A 24863-nucleotide genomic window follows, 5' to 3' on the forward strand; every position below is an offset into this window, starting at 1 on the left:
AAAGCTATATTATTTTGCATACTAACTATACCGTAGCAAAATAAGGAGGGACTCTGCATTGAGTAGACGAAGAGGTGTCATGTCAAACCAATTTAAAGAAGAGCTAGCAAAAGAGCTTGGCTTTTATGATGTTGTTCAGAAAGAAGGATGGGGCGGAATTCGTGCGAAAGATGCTGGTAACATGGTGAAACGTGCTATAGAAATTGCAGAACAGCAATTAATGAAACGAAACCAGTAGTTGTAAGATACTTTCTATGCTACGGTAGCCGAGGAGACATTCCTCGGCTTTTTGTACTCTAAAAGGTGCCATCATTTTACATAAGTAGTTTCATTCTGAATGCTTTTCGTTATAATTAGGGAAGTGTCATCGTCTTACTATAAATTTATGGTAAAATAAACGATAAAAGATTGAGTACATAGAGTGGGTGAATAGATTGAAGCTACTAGTGAAAGCACCAGCAAAGATTAATCTGTCGTTAGATGTACTGGGAAAAAGACAAGACGGATATCATGAAGTGAAAATGATTATGACAACCATTGATTTAGCAGATCGTCTAGAACTAACGGAATTAGCAGAAGACCGTATTGAAATTTTATCCCATAATCGGTATGTCCCAGACGACCAACGAAATTTAGCTTATCAGGCAGCGAAATTATTAAAAGAGAAGTTTAATGTAAAAAAAGGTGTATCTATTACTATTGAAAAAACGATTCCAGTAGCAGCTGGATTAGCAGGTGGAAGTAGTGATGCAGCAGCGACATTACGTGGTCTTAATAAATTATGGAATTTAGGGCTTACAATTGATGAGTTAGCAGAGCTTGGCGCAGAAATTGGATCAGATGTATCGTTCTGTGTATACGGAGGCACAGCAATTGCCACTGGAAGAGGAGAGAAAATTGAGCATATAAAGACTCCGCCTTCTTGTTGGGTTATTTTAGCGAAACCACATATAGGTGTATCTACTGCTGATGTGTATGGAAATTTAAAGTTAAATCGAGTTACACATCCAAATGTAGATAAAATGGTTGATGTCATAAATTCTGGTGATTATAAAGGAATTTGTGATACTGTTGGTAACGTTTTAGAAGATGTAACATTTGGAATGCATCCTGAAGTTGCCCGTATTAAATCACAGATGAAGCGATTTGGAGCGGATGCTGTATTAATGAGTGGAAGTGGTCCAACTGTATTCGGACTTGTACACCATGATTCACGAATGCATCGTATTTATAACGGATTAAAAGGATTTTGTGAACAAGTCTATGCGGTACGTTTATTAGGAGAGCGAGAAACGCTTGAATAAAGGCGTATAATACGTTATGATTTGTTTAGAATATTCGTGATTTGAGGTGAGAGTATGAAAATTAGAAGAAGTACAAGGTTAGTCGATATGACTTATTACTTGCTACAAAACCCTCGTCAGCTAGTATCTCTCACTTTTTTTGCTGAAAGGTATCAATCGGCTAAGTCTTCCATTAGTGAAGATTTAGTTATTATTAAGCAAACGTTTGAACAACAAGGGGTCGGCACATTGCAAACGATACCAGGAGCAGCAGGAGGAGTGAAATATATACCGTATATAAGTGAAGAAGAGGCAGATCTAATTATTGATGAGCTTTGTGGCTTATTTGAAAACCCAGATCGTATTTTGCCTGGCGGTTACTTATACATGACAGATTTATTGAGTAATCCTCGCCATATTAATGGCGCAGGTCGTTTGTTTGCTTCTGTTTTTGCTAGGCAATCAATTGATGCAGTTATGACGGTGGCAACGAAAGGGATTCCACTTGCTTATGCAGTGGCAAATTACTTAGATGTACCAGTTGTAATTGCAAGGAAAGATAATAAGGTAACAGAAGGTCCGACTGTTAGTATTAACTATGTGTCGGGTTCTTCTAAACGAATTCAAACAATGACGTTAGCGAAACGCAGTCTTCCAGAAGGGTCGAATGTTTTAATTATTGATGACTTCATGAAAGCTGGCGGAACAATTCAAGGTATGATGAGTATGTTAGAAGAGTTCAAGGCTAATGTTGTTGGTATTGGTGTATTAGTAGAATCCACAGATATTGAAGAACGACTAATTAATAATTTTGTATCATTAATTCGTCTATCGGAAGTTGATGTGAAAGAAAAAACGATTCAAGTGGAAAAAGGGAATTATTCTCTTGCGCCATTTGATGAAGGGCTTGTAGAGGCGGAATAAAAGATAGAGCAGATAGCTCTATCTTTTTTTATTTTATTTATAGATTATAAAATAGGTGGACAAACTGCCTTTCGTACACTATTTTTAAAGAGTAAAATAAATAATAAAAGGGTGAAAAATATGAAAGTTGTTCAAACAAGCAAGGCACCACAAGCAATTGGACCTTATTCACAGGGGATTATTGTAAATAACATGTTCTATAGCTCAGGACAAATTCCATTGACGGCAAATGGGGAGCTTGTAACAGGAGATGTAACAGTACAAACAGAACAAGTATTTCAAAATTTACAAGCGGTATTAGAGGAAGCAGGTGCTTCATTTGATACAGTCGTAAAAACAACAGTATTTTTAAAGGACATGGATGATTTTAATGCTGTGAATGAAGTGTATAGCTCTTATTTCTCTACTCATAAACCAGCTCGATCTTGTGTGCAAGTAGCAAAATTACCGAAAGATGTTTCCGTTGAAATTGAGGTAATTGCCCTAGTTAAGTAACCTTTTGTAAGCGATAACCTCCGCTAATCTCTATATTCAACTACATTAAAAATTTTTATCTTAAAAATTTTTAAAAAATTAAAGGGAAAATAGAAAATTTGTGGAATTTATACAAATATATCGCTTATTTAGAAAAGGGTGGTGAACACAAGATGGAAGTGACTGACGTAAGATTACGCCGCGTAAACACAGAAGGCCGCATGAGAGCAATTGCCTCTATTACTCTAGACCATGAATTTGTTGTTCATGATATTCGTGTAATTGATGGTAATAATGGATTATTTGTAGCAATGCCAAGTAAACGTACTCCAGATGGAGAGTTCCGTGACATTGCACATCCAATTAATTCTGGTACACGCTCTAAAATTCAAGATGCGGTTTTAACAGAGTATCATCGTTTAGGCGAGTTAGAAGAGGTTGAGTTTGAAGAAGCAGGTGCTTCGTAAAATTCGAATGAAAAGGGCTTTTGACAAAAAGCCTTATAATTTTGTAGCAAACTCCTGTAAGCATTTACAGGGGTTTGTTTTTTTTGCTTTATATTTGGAAACTGCATAATTTATTAACATAAAAAGAAGAAACTACTAATTTTTTCAAAATCATTTTAAATAGTATAGCTTATTTCTTAAAAAAGATACTAAAGAGTAAAACATCTTATAAGAATTATGGTAAAATTTAATAGTTAAAATGTGTTTCTTGAAATATATGATGATTTAGGATAATATCTTTAATGGATAAATAGGTTGCGATGGAGGGTCTATATGTCAAACAGATTTGCAGTGATTCTAGCTGCAGGTAAAGGCACACGTATGAAGTCTAAGCTATACAAAGTGCTGCATCCTGTATGTGGAAAACCTATGGTACAACACGTAGTCGATCAAGTATCTCAATTAGGATTGCAGAAACTTGTAACGGTTGTTGGACATGGTGCTGAAATGGTACAAGAACAGCTAGGGAACGTAAGTGAGTTTGCATTACAAGCAGAACAACTTGGTACAGCACATGCTGTAGATCAAGCTGCAAGTGTACTTGCAAATGAAGAAGGAACAACTTTAGTTATTTGTGGTGATACGCCTCTAATAACTGCTGAAACAATGGAAGCATTACTTCAGCAACATAAAGAAGCAGGAGCAATGGCGACGGTGCTAACAGCATACATAGAAGAGCCTGCTGGATATGGCCGTATTGTTCGTAATGAGAATGGTCATGTTGAAAAGATTGTTGAGCATAAAGATGCAAATGAGAAAGAATTAGCTATTAAAGAAATCAATACAGGTACGTATTGTTTTGATAATAAGGCTTTATTTGCTTCACTTTCTAAAGTTTCAAATGATAACGTGCAAGGTGAATATTACCTTCCAGATGTTATTGAGATTTTAAAAAATGAAGGTCATATCGTATCAGCTTATCAAACAGAGCAGTTCGACGAAACGTTAGGTGTTAACGACAGAGTCGCTCTATCGCAAGCGGAAATTATTATGAAAAACCGTATCAACCGAAAGAACATGGTAAACGGTGTTACAATTATTGATCCAAGTAACACTTATATTTCTGCTGATGCAGTTATCGGTAGTGATACAGTTCTTCATCCAGGAACAATTATTGAGGGGAACACTGTAATTGGCTCTGATTGTGAAATTGGACCGCATACAGTAATTCGCGATAGTGAAATTGGAGATCGTACGACAATTCGACAATCTACTGTACATGATAGTAAGCTTGGTACAGAAGTATCGGTTGGTCCATTTGCACATATTCGCCCAGATTCAGTTATTGGAGACGAAGTACGCGTTGGAAACTTCGTGGAAATCAAAAAAACTGTCTTTGGTAATAGAAGTAAAGCTTCACACTTGAGTTATATCGGGGATGCACAAGTTGGAGAAGACGTGAATCTTGGTTGTGGTTCAATTACGGTGAACTATGACGGTAAGAATAAATTCAAAACTGTGATTGGTAATGGGGTATTTATTGGATGTAATTCAAACCTTGTTGCTCCAGTAACAGTTGAAGATGGTGCTTATGTGGCAGCAGGCTCTACAATTACAGAGAATGTTCCATCAAAAGCATTATCGGTAGCACGTGCACGTCAAGTTAACAAAGAAGACTATGTTGATCAATTGCTGAATAAGAAAAAATCATAATGTGGAGGGTTAATCTAGATGTCGACTCAATATCTAAATTCTAATTTGAAAGTATTCTCTTTAAACTCTAATAAGGAACTTGCTGAGCAGATTGCAAAGCATATTGGAGTAGGGCTAGGAAAATGTTCTGTTGATCGTTTTAGTGATGGAGAAGTTCAAATTAACATTGAAGAAAGTATCCGTGGTTGCGATGTATTCATTATTCAATCTACAAGCTTCCCAGTAAACGAACATATCATGGAATTACTTATTATGATTGATGCATTAAAACGTGCATCTGCGAAAACAATTAATATTGTTATTCCTTACTATGGTTATGCGCGTCAAGACCGTAAAGCGCGTTCTCGTGAACCAATTACATCGAAACTTGTAGCAAACTTGCTTGAAACAGCAGGTGCAACTCGTGTAATCACTCTAGATTTACATGCTCCACAAATTCAAGGGTTCTTTGATATCCCAATCGACCACTTAATGGGTGTACCGATTCTTTCAGATTACTTTGAAACAAAAGGTCTTAAAGATATCGTAATCGTGTCTCCTGACCATGGTGGTGTAACTCGTGCAAGAAAAATGGCAGATCGTCTAAAAGCGCCAATCGCTATTATTGATAAGCGTCGTCCTCGCCCGAATGTATCAGAGGTAATGAACATTATCGGTAATATTGAAGGTAAAACAGCGATTTTAATTGATGACATCATTGATACAGCTGGTACAATTACATTAGCAGCAAACGCTCTTGTTGAGAACGGTGCTTCTGAAGTATATGCTTGCTGTACACACCCAGTATTATCTGGTCCAGCAATTGAGCGTATTCAAAATTCAAATATTAAAGAGTTAGTTGTAACGAACTCTATCGTATTACCAGAAGAGAAGAAAATCGACAAAGTACATGAACTTTCAGTTGCTCCATTAATCGGAGAAGCAATCATTCGTGTATACGAAGAAGAATCTGTGAGTGTATTATTCAATTAATTGGATAGAATGAGACGTAACCAAAATTGGTTACGTCTTTTCGTATCGAAAAAAGAAAGTAGTGGTACAAGAATGAAATTGATAGTAGGACTTGGGAACCCAGGTAGAGAATATGAATTAACAAGGCATAATATTGGATTTATGGCCATTGATGAACTTGCGAAGCGTTGGAACATTTCTTTGAATGAACAAAAATTTAAAGGTGTATTTGGTGCAGGGTTTGTTAATGGAGAAAAGGTAATCTTATTAAAGCCGCTAACATACATGAACTTATCTGGGGAAAGTATTCGTCCACTCATGGATTATTATAAAATTGATGTTGAGGACTTCGTTGTTATGTACGACGATTTGGACATTCCTGTAGGTAAATTGCGTCTTCGCATGAAAGGTAGTGCTGGTGGACATAATGGTGTAAAGTCAACGATTTCGCACCTAGGAACACAAGAATTTCAACGTATCCGTATGGGAATCGATCGCCCGAAAAATGGAATGAAGGTAGTCGATTATGTATTAGGACGCTTTACATCTGAAGAGATTCCGGATGTTAACCATTCTATTGAAAAAGCAGCGGATGCATGTGAAGAGTGGTTAAATAAGCCTTTTCTCCAAATCATGAATACTTTCAATAGTTAAAAATGAGATTGGGAATATTTCTCTTTTGTTTTACCCATACTAGTAGTAATTGAATTTTTAGGAGGCTAGTATGGAAGGATATTATTATTGCAGACACTGCGGAGGTAATGTAGGCTCCATTAACGCAGAAAAAGTATATAGCGACGTTTTATTTCAACTAACAGAGCAAGAAGTAGTAGAAATGATTCATTTTCATGAGAATGGAAATATATATATAAAAACGATTTGTGAATCGTGTCAAGAAACGCTCGCATCTTATCCTGAGTATTATGAGTATGAAAAATTTCTGCAATAAAATGTTGTCGCTTTGGCATGTCCAAAGCATTTTTCTGTTTTCCTTTTCCAAAATATTTGCATAAAATAGAATGACTTGCTCTTTATGTTGAGAGGGGTTTTAAAAATGATAGGTTTATTAGAGCAATTTTATAAAAATGAAGAGATACAATCGGTTATTAATGGATTAGAAGATGGGTTAAAAGAACAACTTATATCAGGGATGGCAACGTCTTCTCGTTCATTATTAATGGCGGCTTTATATAAAAAAACAAAAAAATCACAATTAATCGTGACGCATAACTTATACCAAGCACAAAAAGTACATGAAGATTTAGTGGCGTTACTTGGTGAAAAAGATGTGTGGTTATATCCAGTGAATGAACTGATAGCATCGGAAATTGGAGTTGCAAGTCCAGAATTGAAGGCGCAACGTATAGAAGTGTTAAATCGCTTGGCTGCGGGAGAGAATGGAATCATTGTAGCGCCAGTGGCAGGATTGCGTAGATTTTTACCAATAAAAGAATTGTGGAAGCAAAAGCAAGTTGAAATCAATCTAGGGCAAGAGATTGATTTAGATGCGCTCTTGCATACTTTACATCATATTGGCTATGAACGTAAGTCGATGGTAGAAGCTCCAGGGGAGTTCAGTTTGCGTGGGGGAATATTAGATATTTATCCTTTAACTGAAGAACTACCATTTCGTATTGAATTCTTTGATACAGAAGTCGATTCTATTCGATTATTTGATGTGGATGAACAGCGTTCTCAAGGTAAAAAAGAAAGCGTTAGGTTTGGTCCGGCAACAGAGTTTTTATTTTCGCAGGAAGAATTAAAATCAGGAATTCAGCATCTTGAAGAAGGGTTGACTAAGACGATGCAAAAACTTTCTGATGATAAACTAAAGACTACAGTGCTTGAGACGGTAAGTCATGAAATTGAGATGTTGAAAAACGGGCAAAGTATAGAACAGATGTTTAAATACTTATCTATTTTCTATAAAGAACCTGCTAGTCTGATAGATTATTTACCAGAAGACGGTGTTGTAATTTTAGACGAGATTTCCCGTATTCAAGAAACAGCATCGCATCTTGAAACAGAAGAGGCGGAATGGTATATATCACTTCTTGGTGAAGGAACGATTATTCAAGATTTATCTTTCTCTCACCCATTCGAGGGGTTTCTTCATCATAAAAAAAGAAGTTTTGTATATTTAACGTTATTCTTGCGTCATATCGCACACACACATCCGCAAAATATTGTTAATGTAACATGTAAAACAATGCAAGATTTCCATGGACAGATGAATTTGTTAAAAACAGAAATTGATAGATGGAATGAAGGGCATTTTACGACTGTTGTACTTGGAACAGATGATGAACGTGTGAAAAAATTACAACATATTTTAAGTGATTATGATATTGAGGCAGATATTGTAGAAGGTACAGATATTTTATTGCCTGGAAGGTTACAAATTGCTGTAGGTGATTTACATGCAGGTTTTGAAATGCCGATGCAAAAGCTTGTTGTCATTACTGAAAAGGAGCTTTTTCATAAGAAAGTTAAAAAATCACAACGTAAACAAAAGTTATCGAATGCTGAACGTATTAAAAGTTATTCGGAATTAAAAGTTGGAGATTATGTAGTTCATGTAAATCATGGTATAGGTAAATTTTTAGGTATTGAGACATTAGAGATTAATGGTGTTCATAAAGATTATTTAAATATTAAATATCAAGGTAATGATAAGCTATACGTTCCAATTGAACAAATTGATCAAGTTCAAAAATATGTAGGATCTGAAGGTAAGGATCCGAAAGTTTATAAATTAGGTGGTAATGATTGGAAGAAGGTTAAAACGAAAGTTGAAAAATCTGTACAAGACATTGCGGATGACCTAATTAAACTATATGCTGAGCGCGAAGCTTCAAAAGGCTATGCATATACGCCAGATACGGCAGAACAACAAGAGTTCGAATCATCTTTCCCGTATCAAGAGACAGAGGATCAGTTACGTTCTATTGACGAGATTAAAAAAGATATGGAACGCGGACGCCCAATGGATAGGCTCCTTTGTGGTGACGTAGGATATGGAAAGACTGAAGTGGCTATTCGTGCGGCATTTAAAGCAATTATGGATGAAAAACAAGTTGCAATTTTAGTACCGACAACGATTCTTGCGCAGCAACACTATGAAACAATTCGAGAGCGTTTTCAAGATTATCCGATCAATATAGGCTTATTAAGTAGATTCCGTACGAGAAAACAACAAAATGAAACAATTAAGGGCTTAAAGGATGGAACAGTAGATATTGTAATCGGAACACATCGTATTTTATCTAAAGATGTTACGTATAAAGATTTAGGGCTTCTTATTATTGATGAAGAACAAAGATTTGGTGTAACACATAAAGAAAAAATTAAACAATTGAAGGCGAATGTTGACGTATTAACATTAACGGCAACTCCGATTCCGCGGACGCTTCATATGTCTATGCTTGGTGTGCGCGACTTATCTGTTATTGAGACACCACCAGAAAATCGTTTCCCAGTCCAAACGTATGTAGTAGAGTATAATCCAGCATTAATACGAGAGGCGATAGAGCGAGAGCTTGCAAGAGGTGGTCAAGTTTACTTCCTATATAACCGTGTAGAGGATATTGAAAGAAAAGCGGATGAAATTTCGATGTTAGTTCCAGATGCCCGCGTAACGTACGCACATGGGAAAATGAACGAAAGCGAATTAGAGTCTGTTATGCTATCATTTTTAGAAGGACAGCATGATGTTCTTGTAAGTACAACAATTATTGAGACGGGTGTAGATATTCCGAATGTAAATACGTTAATTGTATTTGATGCAGATCGTATGGGATTATCACAGTTGTATCAGCTTCGTGGGCGTGTTGGACGTTCTAATCGTGTTGCATATGCATACTTTGCATATAAACGTGACAAAGTGCTGTCAGAGGTTGCAGAGAAGCGTCTACAAGCAATTAAAGAGTTCACGGAACTTGGATCTGGTTTCAAAATTGCGATGAGAGATTTATCTATTCGTGGAGCAGGTAATTTGTTAGGGGCAGAACAGCATGGATTTATTGATTCTGTCGGATTTGATTTATATTCTCAAATGTTAAAAGATGCAATTGAACAGCGTAGAGGAACAGATGGGGCTGAAAATATAGTTAATGTTGAAATTGACTTAGAGGTAGATGCATATCTACCAGATGCTTATATTTCAGATAGTAAGCAAAAAATTATGATGTATAAACAATTTAGAGGTGTTTCTGCAATTGAGGATATTGAAGAATTGCAGGAAGAAATGATCGATAGATTTGGCGATTATCCACAAGAAGTTGGTTATTTATTACAAATTGCAAATATTAAAGTGTTGGCAATGAAAGAACAAATTGAATTAATTAAGCAGAATAAATTTGAAGTAACATTCCTGTTTTCTGAACAAGCAAGCCAAAATATTGATGGTGGAAAATTATTCATGCTCGGAAATAGTTTTGGACGTATGATCGGTTTAGGAATGGAAGGATCACAATTGAAAATTGTTATGAAAACAAATGGCTTAGAGACATCGAAGTGGTTAACAATTGCTGAAAATTTATTAAAAGGCTTACCAGATGTAAAAAAAGAAGTAATAAATGCCTAAAATAAGATAAAAAAATACAATTCGACGTGCATAGAAGAACTAATGTGTAAAATACTATGTCTAACAGTTGGTGATTTTTACATGAACAGGTAAATTCACCACTTTGATCATCAGTAGAAAGTGAGGCAGCATTAGAATGAAAGCAACTGGAATCGTACGTCGAATTGATGATTTAGGCAGGGTAGTAATCCCGAAGGAAATTCGTAGAACCTTACGTATTCGAGAAGGAGACCCACTAGAAATATTTGTTGATCGCGATGGAGAGGTAATTTTAAAGAAGTATTCTCCAATTAGTGAGCTAGGTGATTTTGCAAAAGAATATGCTGATGCTTTATATGACAGCTTAGGACATAATGTGCTTGTGTGTGATCGAGATTCTATCATCGCAGTATCAGGCGTATCGAAAAAAGAATACTTAAATAAAAGTGTTGGCGATCTAATTGAAAAAACGATGGAAGAACGAAAGTCTGTTATTATGACGGATGAAAGTGATATTTCCATTATTGATGGTGTAACAGAAAAGGTTCATTCTTATACAGTTGGACCGATTGTTGCAAACGGAGATCCGATTGGAGCCGTCATTATTTTCTCAAAAGAAGCCATTATAAGCGAGATCGAGCATAAAGCGGTTAATACTGCTGCCAGTTTCTTAGCGAAACAAATGGAACAGTAAGGGTATATTGATTTTAGAAGTAGCAATCTTTCCTAATTATGATCTTTCTTTTCGAGAAATCAATTATTTGGAGATATATGTATATTGAATGAAGGTAGCACTTTGCTACCTTTTTTCGTTGAATATTTTTAACATGTAGGAACTCATTATTACCCGTGTTGGTAAGGGAGTTTGTTCTTTTCTTTATGATATAATACGAGAGGTGAGAATAGAAAAAGGAGTTTTCTTGTATGGAAGCGAAGAAGTATCAAGCCTTTTGGCGTGGGGCTATTATATTAACGATTGCAAGTTTTGTTACAAAAGTATTAAGCGCTTTTTACCGTATTCCATATCAAAATATAGCGGGGGATATTGGGTTTTATATTTACCAACAAATTTACCCGTTTTATGGATTTTGTTTAATTTTAGCTACTTATGGATTTCCTGTTATCATTTCGAAAATGGTTGCAGAACGACTAGAGCGGGGAAAACAAAAAGAAGCAGAAGAAATTATTTGTGTATCTTTTTGGTTCTTATTAGGAATTGGTTTTATAGGCTTCTTTACATTGTTTTTTGGGGCCGAAACAATTGCGGCAGCTATGGGCGATATACACTTAGATAAGTTACTACGTGTTATTTCATTTTCATTCTTATTGATGCCATTTTTGTCTGTAGCAAGAGGGTATTTTCAAGGATTTAATAATATGATGCCAACGGCTGTTTCGCAAGTAATAGAACAAACAATTCGAGTTTCTATTATTGTGTTTTTATCGCTATTCCTAATTGCTCACGGATTTGATTTATATACAGTTGGTGCAGGGGCTATGTTAGGCTCAATTGCGGGTGGACTTATTGGGATTATTGTACTTATATTGTATATGCGTCAAGATTTTCGTTCTATATTCTTCAAAAGTGCAGCGAGAATTAAGGGTAAAAGGAAGATAGTTAAAATCCTTTTTTGGCAGGGGTTAGCGATTTGTGTTAGTAATTTAGTGCTTATTTTTATACAGATGGCTGATTCAGTGTCCTTTTACAGCTTACTTATTGGTGCGGGAGAACAGGCTGAAAATGCAAAGGTATTAAAGGGTGTTTATGATAGAAGTATTCCGCTAATGCAATTAGGTACTGTTGTGACGACTTCTTTCTCGTTGTCACTTATTCCGATTATTACAGCGGCGAAGGAAAGAGGAGATCTTTCCTTTATTCAAGAAAAGGTAAAGTTAGCAATGAAAATAACATTTGTTATTGGACTTGCAGCAGCTATTGGACTAACTTGTATTATTCAACCTACCAATATTATGTTGTTTGAAAACAGTGATGGATCAGATGTTTTATCTATTTTATCGTTATCTATTTTATTTAGTTCATTGTCAATTACGACAGCTTCTATTTTACAAGGATTAGGGCAAACGTTTAAGCCAGCATTATTTGTTGTATTTGGAGGTTGCTTAAAGTTAGCGTTAAATTATATATTCATGCCTTATTTTGGTGTGAAAGGTGCAGCTTTTGCGACTTTATGTGCGTTAATTATAATCTCTGGATTAAATAGTTTGTTGCTTACGAGAGCTGTATCAGGGTCACTTATCAATAAGCGAAATATGTTAGGGATAGTAATTAGTGGTATTTGTATGGGATTTGTATTAATGGTGTTCACACGTGTGTTACAGATGTCTGGATTAGTAATTAATACGGAACATAGAGGAAGCGCGACGCTTGAAGCGTTGTTAGGTGTAGCCATCGGCGGATTGACATATATGTTTTTTATTTTGAAATTACGTGTATTTACAAAAAAAGAATTAGGAACCGTTATGAAACAAGAGAAAAAAGAAGGTTCATTGAAGAAGAGTGGATAGAGGTGACTGTTTGTGAGTGGAATCATTACTATTTTAGGTTTAGGAGCTGGTGAATTAGATCAGCTAACGATGGGTGTATATCGAAAAATAAAAGAAGCAGACCATCTGTTTGTTAGAACGAAAGAACATCCAGTTATAGAAGAATTGGAGAAAGAAGGCGTACAATATACGTCTTTTGATGCTGTATATGAAGCACATGATACGTTTGAAATTGTATATGAAACAATTGCGAATAAATTGCTAGAACAAGCTGAAGGTACAGAAATTATCTATGCTGTTCCCGGGCATCCACTTGTAGCAGAAAGAACAGTTCAGCTGCTGTTAGAAAAAGGAGAAGTTTCAAATGTTGAAGTGCGAATTGAGGGTGGACAAAGTTTCCTTGATCCTATGTTTGCAAGTCTAAAGATTGATCCGATTGAAGGATTCCAATTACTTGATGCTACATCATTTGAAAGAGGGCAATTAGAACTGCGTCAACATTTAATCTTTTGCCAAGTATATGATGCATTCGTTGCATCTGATGTGAAATTAACATTAATGGAGATGTTACCAGATGATTATGAAGTGTATATCGTAACAGCTGCAGGAACTTCATTTGAACAAGTAAAGAAGGTACCGTTGTACATGTTAGATCATGAAACGGAATTGAATAATTTAACGAGTGTGTACGTGCCGCCAGTTCAGGAGCGTGCGTCCTTGTATCAACAGTTTGATGTTCTTAGAGAAATTATTGCGGAACTTCGTGGTCCAAATGGTTGTCCGTGGGATAAAAAGCAAACACATCAATCATTAAAGAAATATTTAATTGAGGAAGCTTATGAAGTGTTGGAAGCAATCGATGAAGAGGATGATGATCACTTAGTAGAAGAATTAGGTGATATATTATTACAAGTTATGCTTCATGCTCAAATCGGAGAAGATGAAGGTTGGTTCTCTATAGATGATATCATTCGAACTCTATCTGAGAAAATGGTTCGTCGCCATCCGCATGTGTTTGGAAATACGGATGTAAACAGCGCTGATGAAGTGATTGCAAATTGGGAAGAAATTAAAAAACAAGAAAAAGGATTCGTGAAAGAATCTGTTTTAAATGGCGTTCCCAAAAGTTTGCCACAGTTACTACGCGCCTATGAAATTCAGAAGAAAGCTGGTAAGGTTGGATTTGATTGGGTTGATGTGCAACCGATGATAGAGAAAGCTTTGGAAGAATGGCAAGAGTTCCAACAAGAGGTTACAAATATGGATGAGGAAAAGATGCTGGGTGAGTTTGGTGATTTACTATTTGCATTTGTTAATATAGCTCGTCATTACAAAATAGATCCAGAAGAGGCGTTACGTTCAACTAATGAGAAATTTACTGGTCGTTTTTTATACATGGAGGCAAAAGTAGCTGAAATGAATAAAGAGATGAAAGATTTATCATTAGAACAGTTAGATGTTTTATGGGAAGAAGCGAAACAAACAGAGCGTTAATAGGGGGATTTGATATGCGTCTAGATAAGTTTTTAAAAGTATCACGTTTAATTAAAAGAAGAACATTAGCGAAAGAAGTAGCTGATCAAGGAAGAATATCTATTAATGGTCAAGTGGCAAAAGCGAGTTCTGATGTGAAAGTAGCTGATGAATTAACAATTCGTTTTGGTCAAAAAATAGTGACTGTGAAAATAAATGAATTAAAAGAAACAACTAAAAAAGAAGATGCAGCAAATATGTATAGCTTAGTTCGTGAAGAAAAAGTAAAAGCGGAAGAAGGCTTGTTCTAAAATCATTTATCCCCTCATACATTACTATTAGCTAGTAAAAACCTATGGGGGGATTTACGTGAATAATGGTTACTCACCTACGTCTTCTAATCAACAAAATGTTTCTGTAGAGCATGACATTATTATGCGTGGCAGGCGTATAATTGATATTACCGGTGTGAAGCAGGTAGAGAGTTTTGATAGCGAAGAGTTTTTACTAGAGACCGTAATGGGTTTTTTAACGATTCGTGGTCAAAATTTACAAATGAAAAATTTAGATGTGGAAAAAGGTATTGTGTCGATTAAAGGGAAAGTTAATGAGATGCTGTATATTGATGAAAATCAAGGGGAAAAAACTAAAGGTTTCTTTAGTAAGTTGTTTAAATGAGCTTAACAATTCAGTTGTATACAATGCTTTCAATGATTGGAATGGGTGCTTGGATTGGAGCGTCTTTAGATACATATCAACGTTTTTTAAAGCGCCAAGAACGTAAACGTTGGCTTGTATTTATACATGATATATTATTTTGGATTGTCCAAGCATTATTCGTCTTTTATGTATTGCTTCTCGTAAATGAAGCTGAGCTACGTATATATGTGTTTTTGGCATTATTATGTGGTTTTGCGGCATATCAAAGCTTATTGAAGGCACTATACATGAAGCTGTTAAATTTTCTCATCTATATTTTTATGCAAACAACATATTTTTTTGTTCGAATTATACAGCTACTCATGATAAAACCTGTTATTATTATAGCGCAGCTATTTATTGCATTTATATTATTCTTATTTCGTATACTGCTTTCAATTGGACATGTGTTATGGAAAATGGTGATTTGGATATTACTTTTCATATGGAAAGTTTTTTTCTGGCCTGTTCGATTTATTGCTTCGCTCATATGGAAACTTCTCCCTAATCGTGTTAAACTTTTTATAGTGAAACATATAGGGTTCCTGCAATATATAGCAAAATTGAAGGGACATATCTTCCAACTATGGGAGCATATAAAAAAGAAGTTAGGGGGACCTCGGAAATGAGGGAACTGAGACAAAGAACAATCGAAAAACAGAGTCCAAATCCTGTTAAAGAGCATATAATACAAACGGATGAGAACAGGAAGCGACTTTATCGCCGTTTAGCGGTTTTTCTTGTCTTTACTTTTACAATTATTGCGAGTATTAGTGTAACGTTTTATCAACAAAACAGTTCCATTAAAGCAAAAGAAGCAAAAGTTAAGGACATGAAAAAAGAACTGGATTCATTAACGAATAAAGAAAAAAGTCTAAAAGACGAAGTTCAAAAGTTAAATGATGAAGAGTACGTATTAAAGATTGCTAGAAGGGATTATTTCTTCTCTGGTAAAGGGGAGATAATTTTTCCTGTTTCTAAGTAGAGTATGTCTTATTGACACTATATTTTAGGATTATATATAATAAAGTAAAATTTGACTTTTTAACCACTAAGGAGGAGCATTTTTTTTATGTCAATCGAGGTAGGCAGCAAGTTACAGGGTAAAGTAACAGGTATTACAAATTTTGGGGCTTTTGTGGAGCTGCCAGAGGGCTTAACGGGTCTTGTTCATATTAGTGAAGTTGCTGATAACTATGTAAAAGATATTAACGATCACTTAAAAGTGGGCGACCAAGTAGAAGTAAAAGTTATTAATGTTGAAAAAGATGGAAAGATTGGTTTATCTATCAAAAAAGCGAAAGAACGTGAAAAAACAGAAGGAGATCGTCCACGTGGTGAATACCAACGCGGTGGTGATCAACAACGTTCTGGACGTCCACAACGTAATAATCGCTCTTTCAACAGAGATAATCGCGGTGGCGGTAACGACCGAGCTCCGAAAGAAACATTTGAGCAAAAGATGGCACGCTTCTTAAAAGATAGCGAAGATCGTTTAACTTCTTTAAAGCGTAACACAGAGTCTAAACGTGGTGGCCGTGGCGCGCGTCGCGGATAATAAGGACGTTTAGTTTTTAACATATAGAGAGGTACCCAGAGTGATGGCTCAGGGTGCTTTTTTATATGTAAAAAATATTTTCAAAAAAGTTTTTGAGATGTGTTGACTTTAATCAGTATCTGATGTAAGATACTAATTGTCCGTTAAATAAGACGACATGGCGGTGTAGCTCAGCTGGCTAGAGCGTACGGTTCATACCCGTGAGGTCGGGGGTTCGATCCCCTCCGCCGCTATATTTAATTTAACGGCCCGTTGGTCAAGTGGTTAAGACACCGCCCTTTCACGGCGGTAACACGGGTTCGAATCCCGTACGGGTCATCTAAAAAGATCATGCAAATTTGCATGATCTTTTTTTGTTAAATAAATTAAGATATACAACACTTCTACAAAATCACCCTATATTTTCTGAATATTTAATTAAAATACCGAAAATAACTTACATACCCTGTATATCTGTAGAGTTATTTCGAATAAAAAGTCGAACGATTATAAAAGTGAAAACTGTTGTTTTGACAAAAAAACCAACAATCATCTTTTATAATGACAGTAATTAAACTATGCAGGTGGTGTTAAAAATATGCCTAAAGCAGGAAGGAATACTATGAATACAAGTGCATTGGCAATGAATGAGAGTCAGCTTGGTGGAATAAAGTGGACGAGTAAGTTGCGAATGAAATTTGAGCAAGTTTTCTTTAGATGGGGATTTATTATTGTTGTTATTGGTTTTCTTTTGGGACGAGCATATATATTAACAAATATTTTACCGTTTGCACTGCCATTTTTTGCTGCTGTTTATGTTATGAAGCGGGATAAGATGCCGCTAGCATTTTTAGCTCTAATGGGAGGAGCTCTTTCAGTATCGATAGATAATTTGTTTTTTACCTTTGCATCTATCTTTACCTTCTTCATTTATAATATCTTCTTTAGTCGATTTACACGTAAAACTGTTGGACTTGTTCCATTTCAAGTATTTATCTCCGCATTAACCGCACACTTAGTTGTTGTATATTTTGCGCAACAAACTGTCACCATGTACGATTTACTCGTTAGTACCATTGAGGCTGGACTTAGTTTTGTATTAACTATGATATTTTTACAAAGTGTCCCGCTTTTAGTGGAAAGGAAAGGAAAACAACAGGCATTAGAGACGGAAGAAATTGTTTGTTTGATTATATTACTAGCATCTGTTTTAACGGGTACAACAGATTGGTTTGTATATGATGCTTCTATTCAACATATTTTTACAAGGTATTTAGTGCTAGTATTTGCATTTATTGCGGGTGCTGCCACAGGGTCTACAGTGGGGGTTGTAACAGGACTAATATTAAGTTTAGCAAATGTGTCTAGCTTGTCTCAGCTTAGCCTTCTTGCTTTTTCTGGATTGCTTGGTGGATTGTTAAAAGAAGGAAAGCGTTTAGGTGTTAGTTTAGGTTTATTAATTGGGACAAGCTTAATTACATTATATGTAGACAAACAGACAAATATTGTAACAACTTTAATTGAGTCAGGTGTAGCGATTGTTATCTTCTTATTAACACCGAAGCTTGTTTTGGATCGTATTGCTAAATTTATGCCAGGTACACAAGAGCATTCGCAAGATCAACAACAATATTTAAGAAGGATGCGTGATGTTACAGCAAATAAAATCAACCAATTTGCAAATGTATTTGCTGCTTTATCTAATAGCTTTTCTGTATATGGGTATGTAGAGGAAGAAGATAAAGAGACAGAAGCAGATTTGTTTTTGAGTACAATTACTGCGAAAACATGTCAAACATGCTTTAAAAAGGATCAATGCTGGGTAGTGAATTTTGATAAAACGTACGATTATATGAAACAAATAATGAATGAAACGGAAGAAGGAACCCTGCAACATAATCGTAAATTAGTTCGTGAGTGGGACAAGCATTGTGTGAGAGGGAAAAAAGTGACGGATTTAGTAGCCGGTGAATTAGATCACTTCTATGAGGGACAAAAATTACGAAAACAAATGAAGGAAAATCGTAGAATAGTAGCGGAGCAACTATTAGGTGTATCAAAGGTTATGGAGGATTTTGCTAAGGAGATACAACGAGAGCGTGAAAATCATCAAGTGCAGGAAGAACAGATTATGCAAGCGTTCCGAGATTTTGGTGTTGAAGTAGAGCATGTTGATATTTATTGTTTAGATAGAGGAAGTATTGATATTGAAATGTTAATTCCAGTTGCATCTAATGAACATGGTGAGTGTGAAAAGTTAGTTGCACCGATGCTTTCAGATATCCTTAAAGAAAATATTGTCGTTAAACATGAAGAAAAGTCGTCTTATCCAAATGGCCATAGTTTAATATCATTTGGTTCGGCGAAGACGTATTCTCTTGATACAGGATTGGCTACAGCTGCAAAAGGCGGTGGATTTGTTTCGGGTGACTCTTATGCGATGATGGATTTAAGTGTTGGTAAATATGCACTTGCGATTAGTGATGGTATGGGTAATGGGCAAAGAGCTCATATGGAAAGTAAGGAAACGGTGAAATTATTACAAAAAATACTCCAATCAGGCATTGATGAAGAAATAGCAATTAAGTCTATCAATTCAATTCTTTCTTTGAGAACGACAGAAGAAATGTTTACGACATTAGATTTAGCTATGGTAGATTTGCGGGATGCGAGTGCAAGGTTTTTAAAGATTGGATCGACGCCGAGTTTTGTTAAACGCGCAAATAATATTTTGAAAATTGAAGCAAGTAATTTGCCGATGGGAATCATCGAAGATGTTGAAGTTGATGTGGTGGGTGAACAATTAAAAACGGGCGATATTCTTATTATGATGAGCGATGGGATTTTTGAAGGAGCACAGCATGTGGAGAATCATGAATTGTGGATGAAACGAAAAATTAAAGAATTGCAAACCGAAGACCCGCAAGAAATTGCTGATATCATTATGGAAGAAGTGATTCGCTCTTGTGATGGTTATATAAATGATGATATGACTATTGTAGTGGCAAAAGTGAAGAAAAATATGCCGAAGTGGGCTACGATTCCGATTGTAGGAATGCAGGCGCAGTAAAATGTAAGTGGAATGTTTATCTATAATTTGATTTTAAAAACCTAGGTGAATACCTAGGTTTTTTTGTGGGAAAAGGTAATGTTATTAATTTTGTGAATATACACGGAGGATGTAAGATAAAAATGTAATTTTTGTATATCTTTTTTTTGCACAATGTTTGTAAAAGTTGTACCATTGTAGACAAGGTGACTAAGGTTGCTGTTCTTGTTTAATGAAAGGTGATTGCGAAGTTGAAAGATACATTTGTTGAAAAAGTAGATGACTTTGTAAAGCAGCATGATGTATTAAAGAATGATTCAACAATTGTTGTGGGAGTTTCTGGTGGTCCTGACTCGTTAGCGCTTTTATATTATTTATTAGAAAAAAGAGCGGAAAAACAGTTGGAAATTGTAGTTGCTCATGTGGATCATATGTTTAGAGGTGATGAATCTTATGAGGATTTACAGTTTGTGCAGGGCCTTTGTGAAGAACTGGGAATTATTTGTGAAACGATAAGGATTAATGTATCACAATATCAACAGCAATACGGAATGAATGCACAGGTTGCTGCGAGAGAATGCAGATATGCATTTTTGGAAAGAATAATGAAGAAATATGATGCGAGATATGTTGCTCTTGGACATCATGGAGATGATCAAGTCGAGACAATTTTAATGCGTCTTGTAAGAGGGAGTACTCCGAAAGGATATGCAGGAATTGCAGTGAAGCGTCCTTTTCATAATGGATATTTAATTAGGCCGTTACTTGGCGTAACGAAGGAAGAAATTGTTGATTACTGTAATAAGCTAAATTTAATGCCACGTATAGATCCGAGTAATAAAAAGGAAGTATATACAAGGAATCGATTACGTAAATATGTCCTTCCTCATTTGAAAGAAGAAAATCCACAAATGCATGAGAAATTCCAAAAATTTAGCGTGCAGATGCAAGAGGATGAGGCTTATTTGCAGGAATTAGCTTTTGAGAAAATGAATAAAGTAATTACAAAAAAAAGTGATAAACAAATTAGCTTATCAATTCCTGCCTTTGAATCCATGTCTATGCCTTTACAAAGAAGAGGGATTCAACTAATATTAAACTATCTTTATGAATATAAGATTCCATCTTCTCTTTCTTCTATACATATTGACAAGTTGATTGAGTTTTTTAAGCGGACACAACCTTCAGGTTCACTTGATTTTCCGGGTGATTTGAAAATTGTTCGTTCATACGAGGAGTGTAGCTTTAGATTTAAACAAGAAATTGTCTCTCCTTTTTCACAAGATTTATTAGTACCCGGGACCATTACGCTATTGAACGGGGATGAATTTGTAACAGAGGTGAGCGAAGATATACCAAGTAACATGAATGAAACAGTATTTGTTGCTAAGTATAATGATATATCATATCCACTTCGTATTCGTTCTAGAGAAAATGGAGATCGCATGTCAATACAAGGTATGAATGGTACGAAAAAGATAAAAGCTATTTTTATCGAAGCGAAAGTACCGAAAGAAAAAAGAGAAGAATGGCCGGTCGTTTGTGATGCAAGTGGGACTATTATTTGGGTACCCTTGTTGAAACGATCTGCATTTGCAATTTCGAAAGAGATGGCAAAGAAGGATAAATATATGATTATTCACTACAAAAGCAAGGAGTCTTCCGGGAGGATAATGAAATGATGAATCAAGATATCGAAAAAGTATTAATTTCTGAAGAGCAAATACAAGAAAAGGTGCGCGAACTAGGTGCAATTATTGCAGAGGATTATAAAAACACAGTACCTCTTGCAATTGGTGTATTAAAAGGCGCAATGCCATTCATGGCAGATTTATTAAAGAGAACAGATACATATCTTGAAATGGATTTTATGGCTGTATCTAGTTACGGTCACTCTACAGTTTCAACAGGCGAAGTGAAAATTTTAAAAGATCTTGATACTTCTGTAGAAGGTCGCGATATTTTAATCGTCGAAGATATTATTGATAGTGGTCTTACACTAAGCTACTTAGTAGACTTATTCAAATATCGTAAAGCGAAGTCTGTAAAAATTGTTACATTATTAGATAAGCCAACAGGCCGTAAGGTTGATCTGAAAGCGGATTATGTTGGATTTACTGTTCCACATGAATTTGTAGTAGGATATGGATTAGATTATAAAGAGCAGTACCGTAATCTTCCTTATGTAGGCGTATTAAAACCAAGCGTTTACTCAAATTAATTAAATATAGGCTTCACAATTGTATAGGAAAGTTTTTCTATGTTACGATTTACTATAGTGTTTATGCCGTGAGAGGAGGTTAGGAATGAATCGTATCTTCCGTAATACCATCTTTTATTTACTGATATTCTTAGTAGTAATTGGAATCGTGAGCTATTTTAATGGTTCGACACAAAAAACGACATCAGTTAGCTACGACAAATTCATTACTAAACTAGAAAGCGGTGAAGTGCGTAATGTGCAACTTCAACCGAAAAATGGTGTATTTGAGGTAAAAGGACAATTTAATAACTCTAGCCAAGGAGAACAATTTGTTACTTATGCACCAAATACTGAGGAATTACAAAAGAAAATTAATGATAAAGCGAAAGGTGCCGAAGTTAAGTATCAACCAGCAGAAGAAACAAGTGCTTGGGTAACATTCTTTACTTCAATCATTCCATTTGTCATCATCTTCATTTTATTCTTCTTCTTATTAAACCAAGCTCAAGGCGGCGGTAGCCGTGTTATGAACTTCGGGAAAAGTAAGGCGAAGTTATATAATGATGAAAAGAAAAAAGTTCGTTTCAGAGATGTTGCTGGTGCGGATGAAGAGAAACAAGAACTTGTTGAGGTAGTTGAATTCTTGAAAGACCCTCGTAAGTTCTCTGAAGTTGGTGCTCGTATTCCAAAGGGTGTCCTATTAGTTGGACCTCCAGGTACAGGTAAAACTTTATTAGCACGTGCTGTTGCAGGTGAGGCTGGCGTTCCATTCTTCTCTATCAGTGGTTCTGACTTCGTAGAGATGTTTGTCGGTGTCGGTGCATCACGTGTACGTGATTTATTTGAAAATGCAAAGAAAAATGCTCCTTGTATCATTTTCATTGATGAAATTGATGCAGTAGGTCGTCAACGTGGCGCAGGTCTTGGTGGTGGTCATGATGAGCGTGAGCAAACATTGAACCAATTACTTGTTGAAATGGATGGATTCGGTGCAAACGAAGGTATTATTATCATTGCTGCGACAAACCGTCCAGACATTCTTGACCCAGCGTTATTACGTCCAGGTCGTTTTGACCGTCAAATTACAGTAGATCGTCCAGATGTAAATGGCCGTGAAGCTGTACTGAAAGTACATGCGCGTAATAAACCACTTGATGAGCATATTAATTTAAGAGCGATTGCGACTCGTACACCAGGATTCTCTGGTGCGGATCTTGAAAACTTATTAAACGAAGCTGCTTTAGTAGCTGCACGTCAAGATAAGAAGAAAATTGATATGAGTGATATCGATGAAGCGACGGATCGTGTTATTGCAGGTCCAGCTAAGAAAAGTCGTGTTATCTCTGAAAAAGAACGTAATATCGTTGCTTTCCATGAAGCAGGTCATACTGTAATTGGTGTTGTTCTCGATGAAGCAGATGTCGTTCATAAAGTAACAATTGTCCCTCGTGGTCAGGCTGGTGGATATGCGGTAATGCTTCCGAAAGAAGATCGTTACTTCATGACGAAACCAGAGTTACTTGATAAAATCACTGGTTTACTTGGTGGCCGAGTAGCTGAGGAGATTGTATTTGGTGAAGTGAGTACAGGTGCTCATAATGACTTCCAACGTGCGACTGGTATTGCAAGACGTATGGTTACGGAATTTGGTATGAGTGACAAACTTGGACCGATGCAATTTGGTAGCTCGCAAGGTGGTCAAGTGTTCTTAGGAAGAGACTTCCACTCAGAACAAAACTATAGTGATGCGATTGCACATGAAATCGATATGGAAATGCAATCAATTATGAAAGAATGTTATGCTCGTGCAAAACAAATTCTTACTGAAAACCGTGATAAACTAGATATTATCGCACAAACGTTACTTGAAGTAGAAACATTAGATGCAGAGCAAATCAATCATTTATGTGATTACGGCAGATTGCCAGAACGTCCAACATCTTCAGATGATGTGAAAGTAAACATCAACATGAAGAAAGACGATGAAGATAAAGAAGATAAGTAAGAAGTGAAGGAGTGACTATCGTCACTCCTTTTTTGTTTGTTAAAATCTTTGTTAATTACTATTGAGAACTTAGTGGATAAAGTAATTTAAGTAAAACTAGTATTAAAAATTGAAATAGAGAGCAATCTTTTTGTAAAATGATGAGGGTAGGAAAGCTGATTATATAAGTATGTGTGATATGATGTTTTTATAAGTTTTATACATACTGCACAAATATAGATTAAATAAGATAAGTGGTGAGAATATGATTTTTGTATTGGATGTAGGGAACACAAATGCTGTACTAGGTGTGTTTGAAGAGGGGGAACTTCGTCAGCATTGGCGCATGGAAACAGATCGTCATAAGACAGAAGATGAATATGGAATGCTTGTAAAGCAATTGCTTGAGCATGAGGGTCTTTCGTTTGAAGATGTGAAAGGTATTATTGTGTCTTCAGTCGTACCACCAATTATGTTTGCTTTAGAGCGCATGTGTGAAAAATATTTTAAAATTAAACCGCTTGTAGTAGGGCCTGGGATAAAAACAGGACTAAATATTAAATATGAAAATCCGCGTGAAGTAGGCGCAGACCGAATTGTAAATGCAGTAGCAGGAATCCACTTATATGGAAGTCCGCTCATTATTGTTGATTTTGGTACGGCTACTACATATTGTTATATTAATGAAGAAAAACATTATATGGGTGGAGTTATTACGCCAGGAATTATGATTTCAGCAGAGGCTTTATATAGCAGAGCAGCAAAACTTCCTCGTATCGAAATTACAAAACCAAGCAGTGTTGTTGGGAAAAATACAGTAAGTGCGATGCAATCTGGTATTCTTTATGGTTATGTTGGACAAGTGGAAGGTATTGTTAAGCGTATGAAAGAAGAAGCTAGACAAGAACCTAAAGTTATTGCAACAGGTGGATTGGCAAAATTAATTTCCGAAGAATCGAATGTAATTGATATTGTAGATCCGTTTTTAACGTTAAAAGGTTTGTATATGTTATATGAACGTAATGCAAATTTACAGCATGAGAAAGGTGAATAAATAC

23 protein-coding genes and 2 tRNA genes are annotated in these 24863 nt (G+C 35.8%); all 25 read left to right on the forward strand.

Translation table 11 applies throughout. The features are described 5' to 3' along the window. Positions 1-58: 58 nt before the first annotated feature. The 25 genes from sspF (at position 59) to DN399_RS00380 (ending at position 24859) form a co-directional block, all read left to right on the forward strand. A complete protein-coding gene (gene sspF, locus DN399_RS00260; RefSeq protein ID WP_002094215.1) occupies positions 59-238 on the forward strand; it encodes an acid-soluble spore protein SspF in 180 nt (59 codons plus the stop codon). A gap of 196 nt (positions 239-434) precedes the next feature. Then, positions 435-1304 carry a 4-(cytidine 5'-diphospho)-2-C-methyl-D-erythritol kinase gene (ispE, locus tag DN399_RS00265; RefSeq protein WP_000772104.1) on the forward strand — a complete coding sequence of 290 codons (870 nt, stop codon included), beginning with the start codon at positions 435-437 and terminating at the stop codon, positions 1302-1304. Positions 1305-1358: 54 nt separating this feature from the next. Beyond that, positions 1359-2207 carry a pur operon repressor gene (purR, locus tag DN399_RS00270; protein WP_000702467.1) on the forward strand — a complete coding sequence of 283 codons (849 nt, stop codon included), beginning with the start codon at positions 1359-1361 and terminating at the stop codon, positions 2205-2207. A gap of 120 nt (positions 2208-2327) precedes the next feature. Then, positions 2328-2702, forward strand: a complete 375-nt coding sequence (locus DN399_RS00275; protein WP_000869815.1) for a RidA family protein — start codon at positions 2328-2330, stop codon at positions 2700-2702. 152 nt (positions 2703-2854) lie between these two features. Further along, positions 2855-3148, forward strand: a complete 294-nt coding sequence (spoVG, locus tag DN399_RS00280; protein WP_000454041.1) for a septation regulator SpoVG — start codon at positions 2855-2857, stop codon at positions 3146-3148. A 312-nt stretch (positions 3149-3460) separates the two neighbouring features. Then, complete coding sequence (gene glmU, locus DN399_RS00285) at positions 3461-4840, forward strand: bifunctional UDP-N-acetylglucosamine diphosphorylase/glucosamine-1-phosphate N-acetyltransferase GlmU (protein ID WP_000071041.1); 1380 nt, start codon at positions 3461-3463, stop codon at positions 4838-4840. A gap of 18 nt (positions 4841-4858) precedes the next feature. Beyond that, complete coding sequence (locus DN399_RS00290) at positions 4859-5812, forward strand: ribose-phosphate diphosphokinase (RefSeq protein ID WP_000107420.1); 954 nt, start codon at positions 4859-4861, stop codon at positions 5810-5812. Between the two features lie 72 nt (positions 5813-5884). Then, the gene (pth, locus tag DN399_RS00295) at positions 5885-6445 is read left to right on the forward strand and encodes an aminoacyl-tRNA hydrolase (RefSeq protein ID WP_000767702.1); all 561 of its coding nucleotides are present in this window, start codon (positions 5885-5887) and stop codon (positions 6443-6445) included. Positions 6446-6515: 70 nt separating this feature from the next. After that, positions 6516-6740: an anti-sigma-F factor Fin family protein gene (locus DN399_RS00300; RefSeq protein WP_000399438.1), complete on the forward strand. Its 225-nt coding sequence runs from the start codon at positions 6516-6518 to the stop codon at positions 6738-6740. Between the two features lie 105 nt (positions 6741-6845). Beyond that, positions 6846-10376, forward strand: a complete 3531-nt coding sequence (gene mfd, locus DN399_RS00305) for a transcription-repair coupling factor (protein WP_000579686.1) — start codon at positions 6846-6848, stop codon at positions 10374-10376. A 136-nt stretch (positions 10377-10512) separates the two neighbouring features. Further along, positions 10513-11049: a stage V sporulation protein T gene (gene spoVT, locus DN399_RS00310; protein ID WP_000648302.1), complete on the forward strand. Its 537-nt coding sequence runs from the start codon at positions 10513-10515 to the stop codon at positions 11047-11049. 230 nt (positions 11050-11279) lie between these two features. Continuing rightward, positions 11280-12881, forward strand: a complete 1602-nt coding sequence (locus DN399_RS00315) for a putative polysaccharide biosynthesis protein (protein ID WP_000387579.1) — start codon at positions 11280-11282, stop codon at positions 12879-12881. A 12-nt stretch (positions 12882-12893) separates the two neighbouring features. Next, a complete protein-coding gene (gene yabN / locus DN399_RS00320) occupies positions 12894-14354 on the forward strand; it encodes a bifunctional methyltransferase/pyrophosphohydrolase YabN (protein ID WP_000014239.1) in 1461 nt (486 codons plus the stop codon). Positions 14355-14368: 14 nt separating this feature from the next. After that, positions 14369-14644: an RNA-binding S4 domain-containing protein gene (locus DN399_RS00325; protein WP_001234876.1), complete on the forward strand. Its 276-nt coding sequence runs from the start codon at positions 14369-14371 to the stop codon at positions 14642-14644. Positions 14645-14702: 58 nt separating this feature from the next. Beyond that, complete coding sequence (gene yabP, locus DN399_RS00330; RefSeq protein WP_001059104.1) at positions 14703-15011, forward strand: sporulation protein YabP; 309 nt, start codon at positions 14703-14705, stop codon at positions 15009-15011. After that, complete coding sequence (gene yabQ, locus DN399_RS00335) at positions 15008-15661, forward strand: spore cortex biosynthesis protein YabQ (protein WP_000059772.1); 654 nt, start codon at positions 15008-15010, stop codon at positions 15659-15661. Before yabP ends, yabQ begins: the two co-directional genes overlap by 4 nt. After that, the gene (gene divIC / locus DN399_RS00340) at positions 15658-16017 is read left to right on the forward strand and encodes a cell division protein DivIC (protein ID WP_001208739.1); all 360 of its coding nucleotides are present in this window, start codon (positions 15658-15660) and stop codon (positions 16015-16017) included. The genes yabQ and divIC overlap by 4 nt, the downstream gene beginning before the upstream one ends. 87 nt (positions 16018-16104) lie before the next feature. Beyond that, positions 16105-16590: a S1 domain-containing RNA-binding protein gene (locus DN399_RS00345; protein WP_000021451.1), complete on the forward strand. Its 486-nt coding sequence runs from the start codon at positions 16105-16107 to the stop codon at positions 16588-16590. Between the two features lie 159 nt (positions 16591-16749). Continuing rightward, a tRNA-Met gene (locus tag DN399_RS00350) sits at positions 16750-16823 on the forward strand. A gap of 13 nt (positions 16824-16836) precedes the next feature. Further along, positions 16837-16908: transfer RNA gene (locus tag DN399_RS00355), tRNA-Glu, on the forward strand. A 259-nt stretch (positions 16909-17167) separates the two neighbouring features. Further along, entirely contained in the window at positions 17168-19639 is a 2472-nt protein-coding gene (spoIIE, locus tag DN399_RS00360) for a stage II sporulation protein E (RefSeq protein ID WP_001123552.1), read from the forward strand. 230 nt (positions 19640-19869) lie between these two features. Further along, the gene (gene tilS / locus DN399_RS00365) at positions 19870-21300 is read left to right on the forward strand and encodes a tRNA lysidine(34) synthetase TilS (RefSeq protein WP_000655463.1); all 1431 of its coding nucleotides are present in this window, start codon (positions 19870-19872) and stop codon (positions 21298-21300) included. Next, on the forward strand, positions 21297-21839 hold the full coding sequence (hpt, locus tag DN399_RS00370) for a hypoxanthine phosphoribosyltransferase (protein WP_000981842.1): 543 nt from the start codon (positions 21297-21299) through the stop codon (positions 21837-21839). Before tilS ends, hpt begins: the two co-directional genes overlap by 4 nt. 85 nt (positions 21840-21924) lie before the next feature. Further along, positions 21925-23826, forward strand: a complete 1902-nt coding sequence (gene ftsH / locus DN399_RS00375; RefSeq protein WP_001079667.1) for an ATP-dependent zinc metalloprotease FtsH — start codon at positions 21925-21927, stop codon at positions 23824-23826. A 244-nt stretch (positions 23827-24070) separates the two neighbouring features. Then, positions 24071-24859, forward strand: a complete 789-nt coding sequence (locus DN399_RS00380; RefSeq protein WP_000578368.1) for a type III pantothenate kinase — start codon at positions 24071-24073, stop codon at positions 24857-24859. The last annotated feature ends 4 nt before the right edge of the window (positions 24860-24863 follow it).

The sequence above is a fragment of the Bacillus sp. AR4-2 genome, from assembly GCF_008274865.1.
Lineage (GTDB): Bacteria > Bacillota > Bacilli > Bacillales > Bacillaceae_G > Bacillus_A > Bacillus_A cereus.

Coding starts and splice junctions, on each gene's coding strand:
- DN399_RS00275 (WP_000869815.1), top strand. CDS start 2,328: ATGAAAGTTGTTCAAACAAGCAAGGCACCACAAGCAATTGGACCTTAT.
- glmU (WP_000071041.1), top strand. CDS start 3,461: ATGTCAAACAGATTTGCAGTGATTCTAGCTGCAGGTAAAGGCACACGT.
- hpt (WP_000981842.1), top strand. CDS start 21,297: ATGATGAATCAAGATATCGAAAAAGTATTAATTTCTGAAGAGCAAATA.
- spoIIE (WP_001123552.1), top strand. CDS start 17,168: ATGCCTAAAGCAGGAAGGAATACTATGAATACAAGTGCATTGGCAATG.
- spoVT (WP_000648302.1), top strand. CDS start 10,513: ATGAAAGCAACTGGAATCGTACGTCGAATTGATGATTTAGGCAGGGTA.
- DN399_RS00290 (WP_000107420.1), top strand. CDS start 4,859: ATGTCGACTCAATATCTAAATTCTAATTTGAAAGTATTCTCTTTAAAC.
- ftsH (WP_001079667.1), top strand. CDS start 21,925: ATGAATCGTATCTTCCGTAATACCATCTTTTATTTACTGATATTCTTA.
- pth (WP_000767702.1), top strand. CDS start 5,885: ATGAAATTGATAGTAGGACTTGGGAACCCAGGTAGAGAATATGAATTA.
- yabQ (WP_000059772.1), top strand. CDS start 15,008: ATGAGCTTAACAATTCAGTTGTATACAATGCTTTCAATGATTGGAATG.
- DN399_RS00345 (WP_000021451.1), top strand. CDS start 16,105: ATGTCAATCGAGGTAGGCAGCAAGTTACAGGGTAAAGTAACAGGTATT.
- DN399_RS00300 (WP_000399438.1), top strand. CDS start 6,516: ATGGAAGGATATTATTATTGCAGACACTGCGGAGGTAATGTAGGCTCC.
- DN399_RS00325 (WP_001234876.1), top strand. CDS start 14,369: ATGCGTCTAGATAAGTTTTTAAAAGTATCACGTTTAATTAAAAGAAGA.
- DN399_RS00315 (WP_000387579.1), top strand. CDS start 11,280: ATGGAAGCGAAGAAGTATCAAGCCTTTTGGCGTGGGGCTATTATATTA.
- DN399_RS00380 (WP_000578368.1), top strand. CDS start 24,071: ATGATTTTTGTATTGGATGTAGGGAACACAAATGCTGTACTAGGTGTG.
- mfd (WP_000579686.1), top strand. CDS start 6,846: ATGATAGGTTTATTAGAGCAATTTTATAAAAATGAAGAGATACAATCG.
- spoVG (WP_000454041.1), top strand. CDS start 2,855: ATGGAAGTGACTGACGTAAGATTACGCCGCGTAAACACAGAAGGCCGC.
- divIC (WP_001208739.1), top strand. CDS start 15,658: ATGAGGGAACTGAGACAAAGAACAATCGAAAAACAGAGTCCAAATCCT.
- purR (WP_000702467.1), top strand. CDS start 1,359: ATGAAAATTAGAAGAAGTACAAGGTTAGTCGATATGACTTATTACTTG.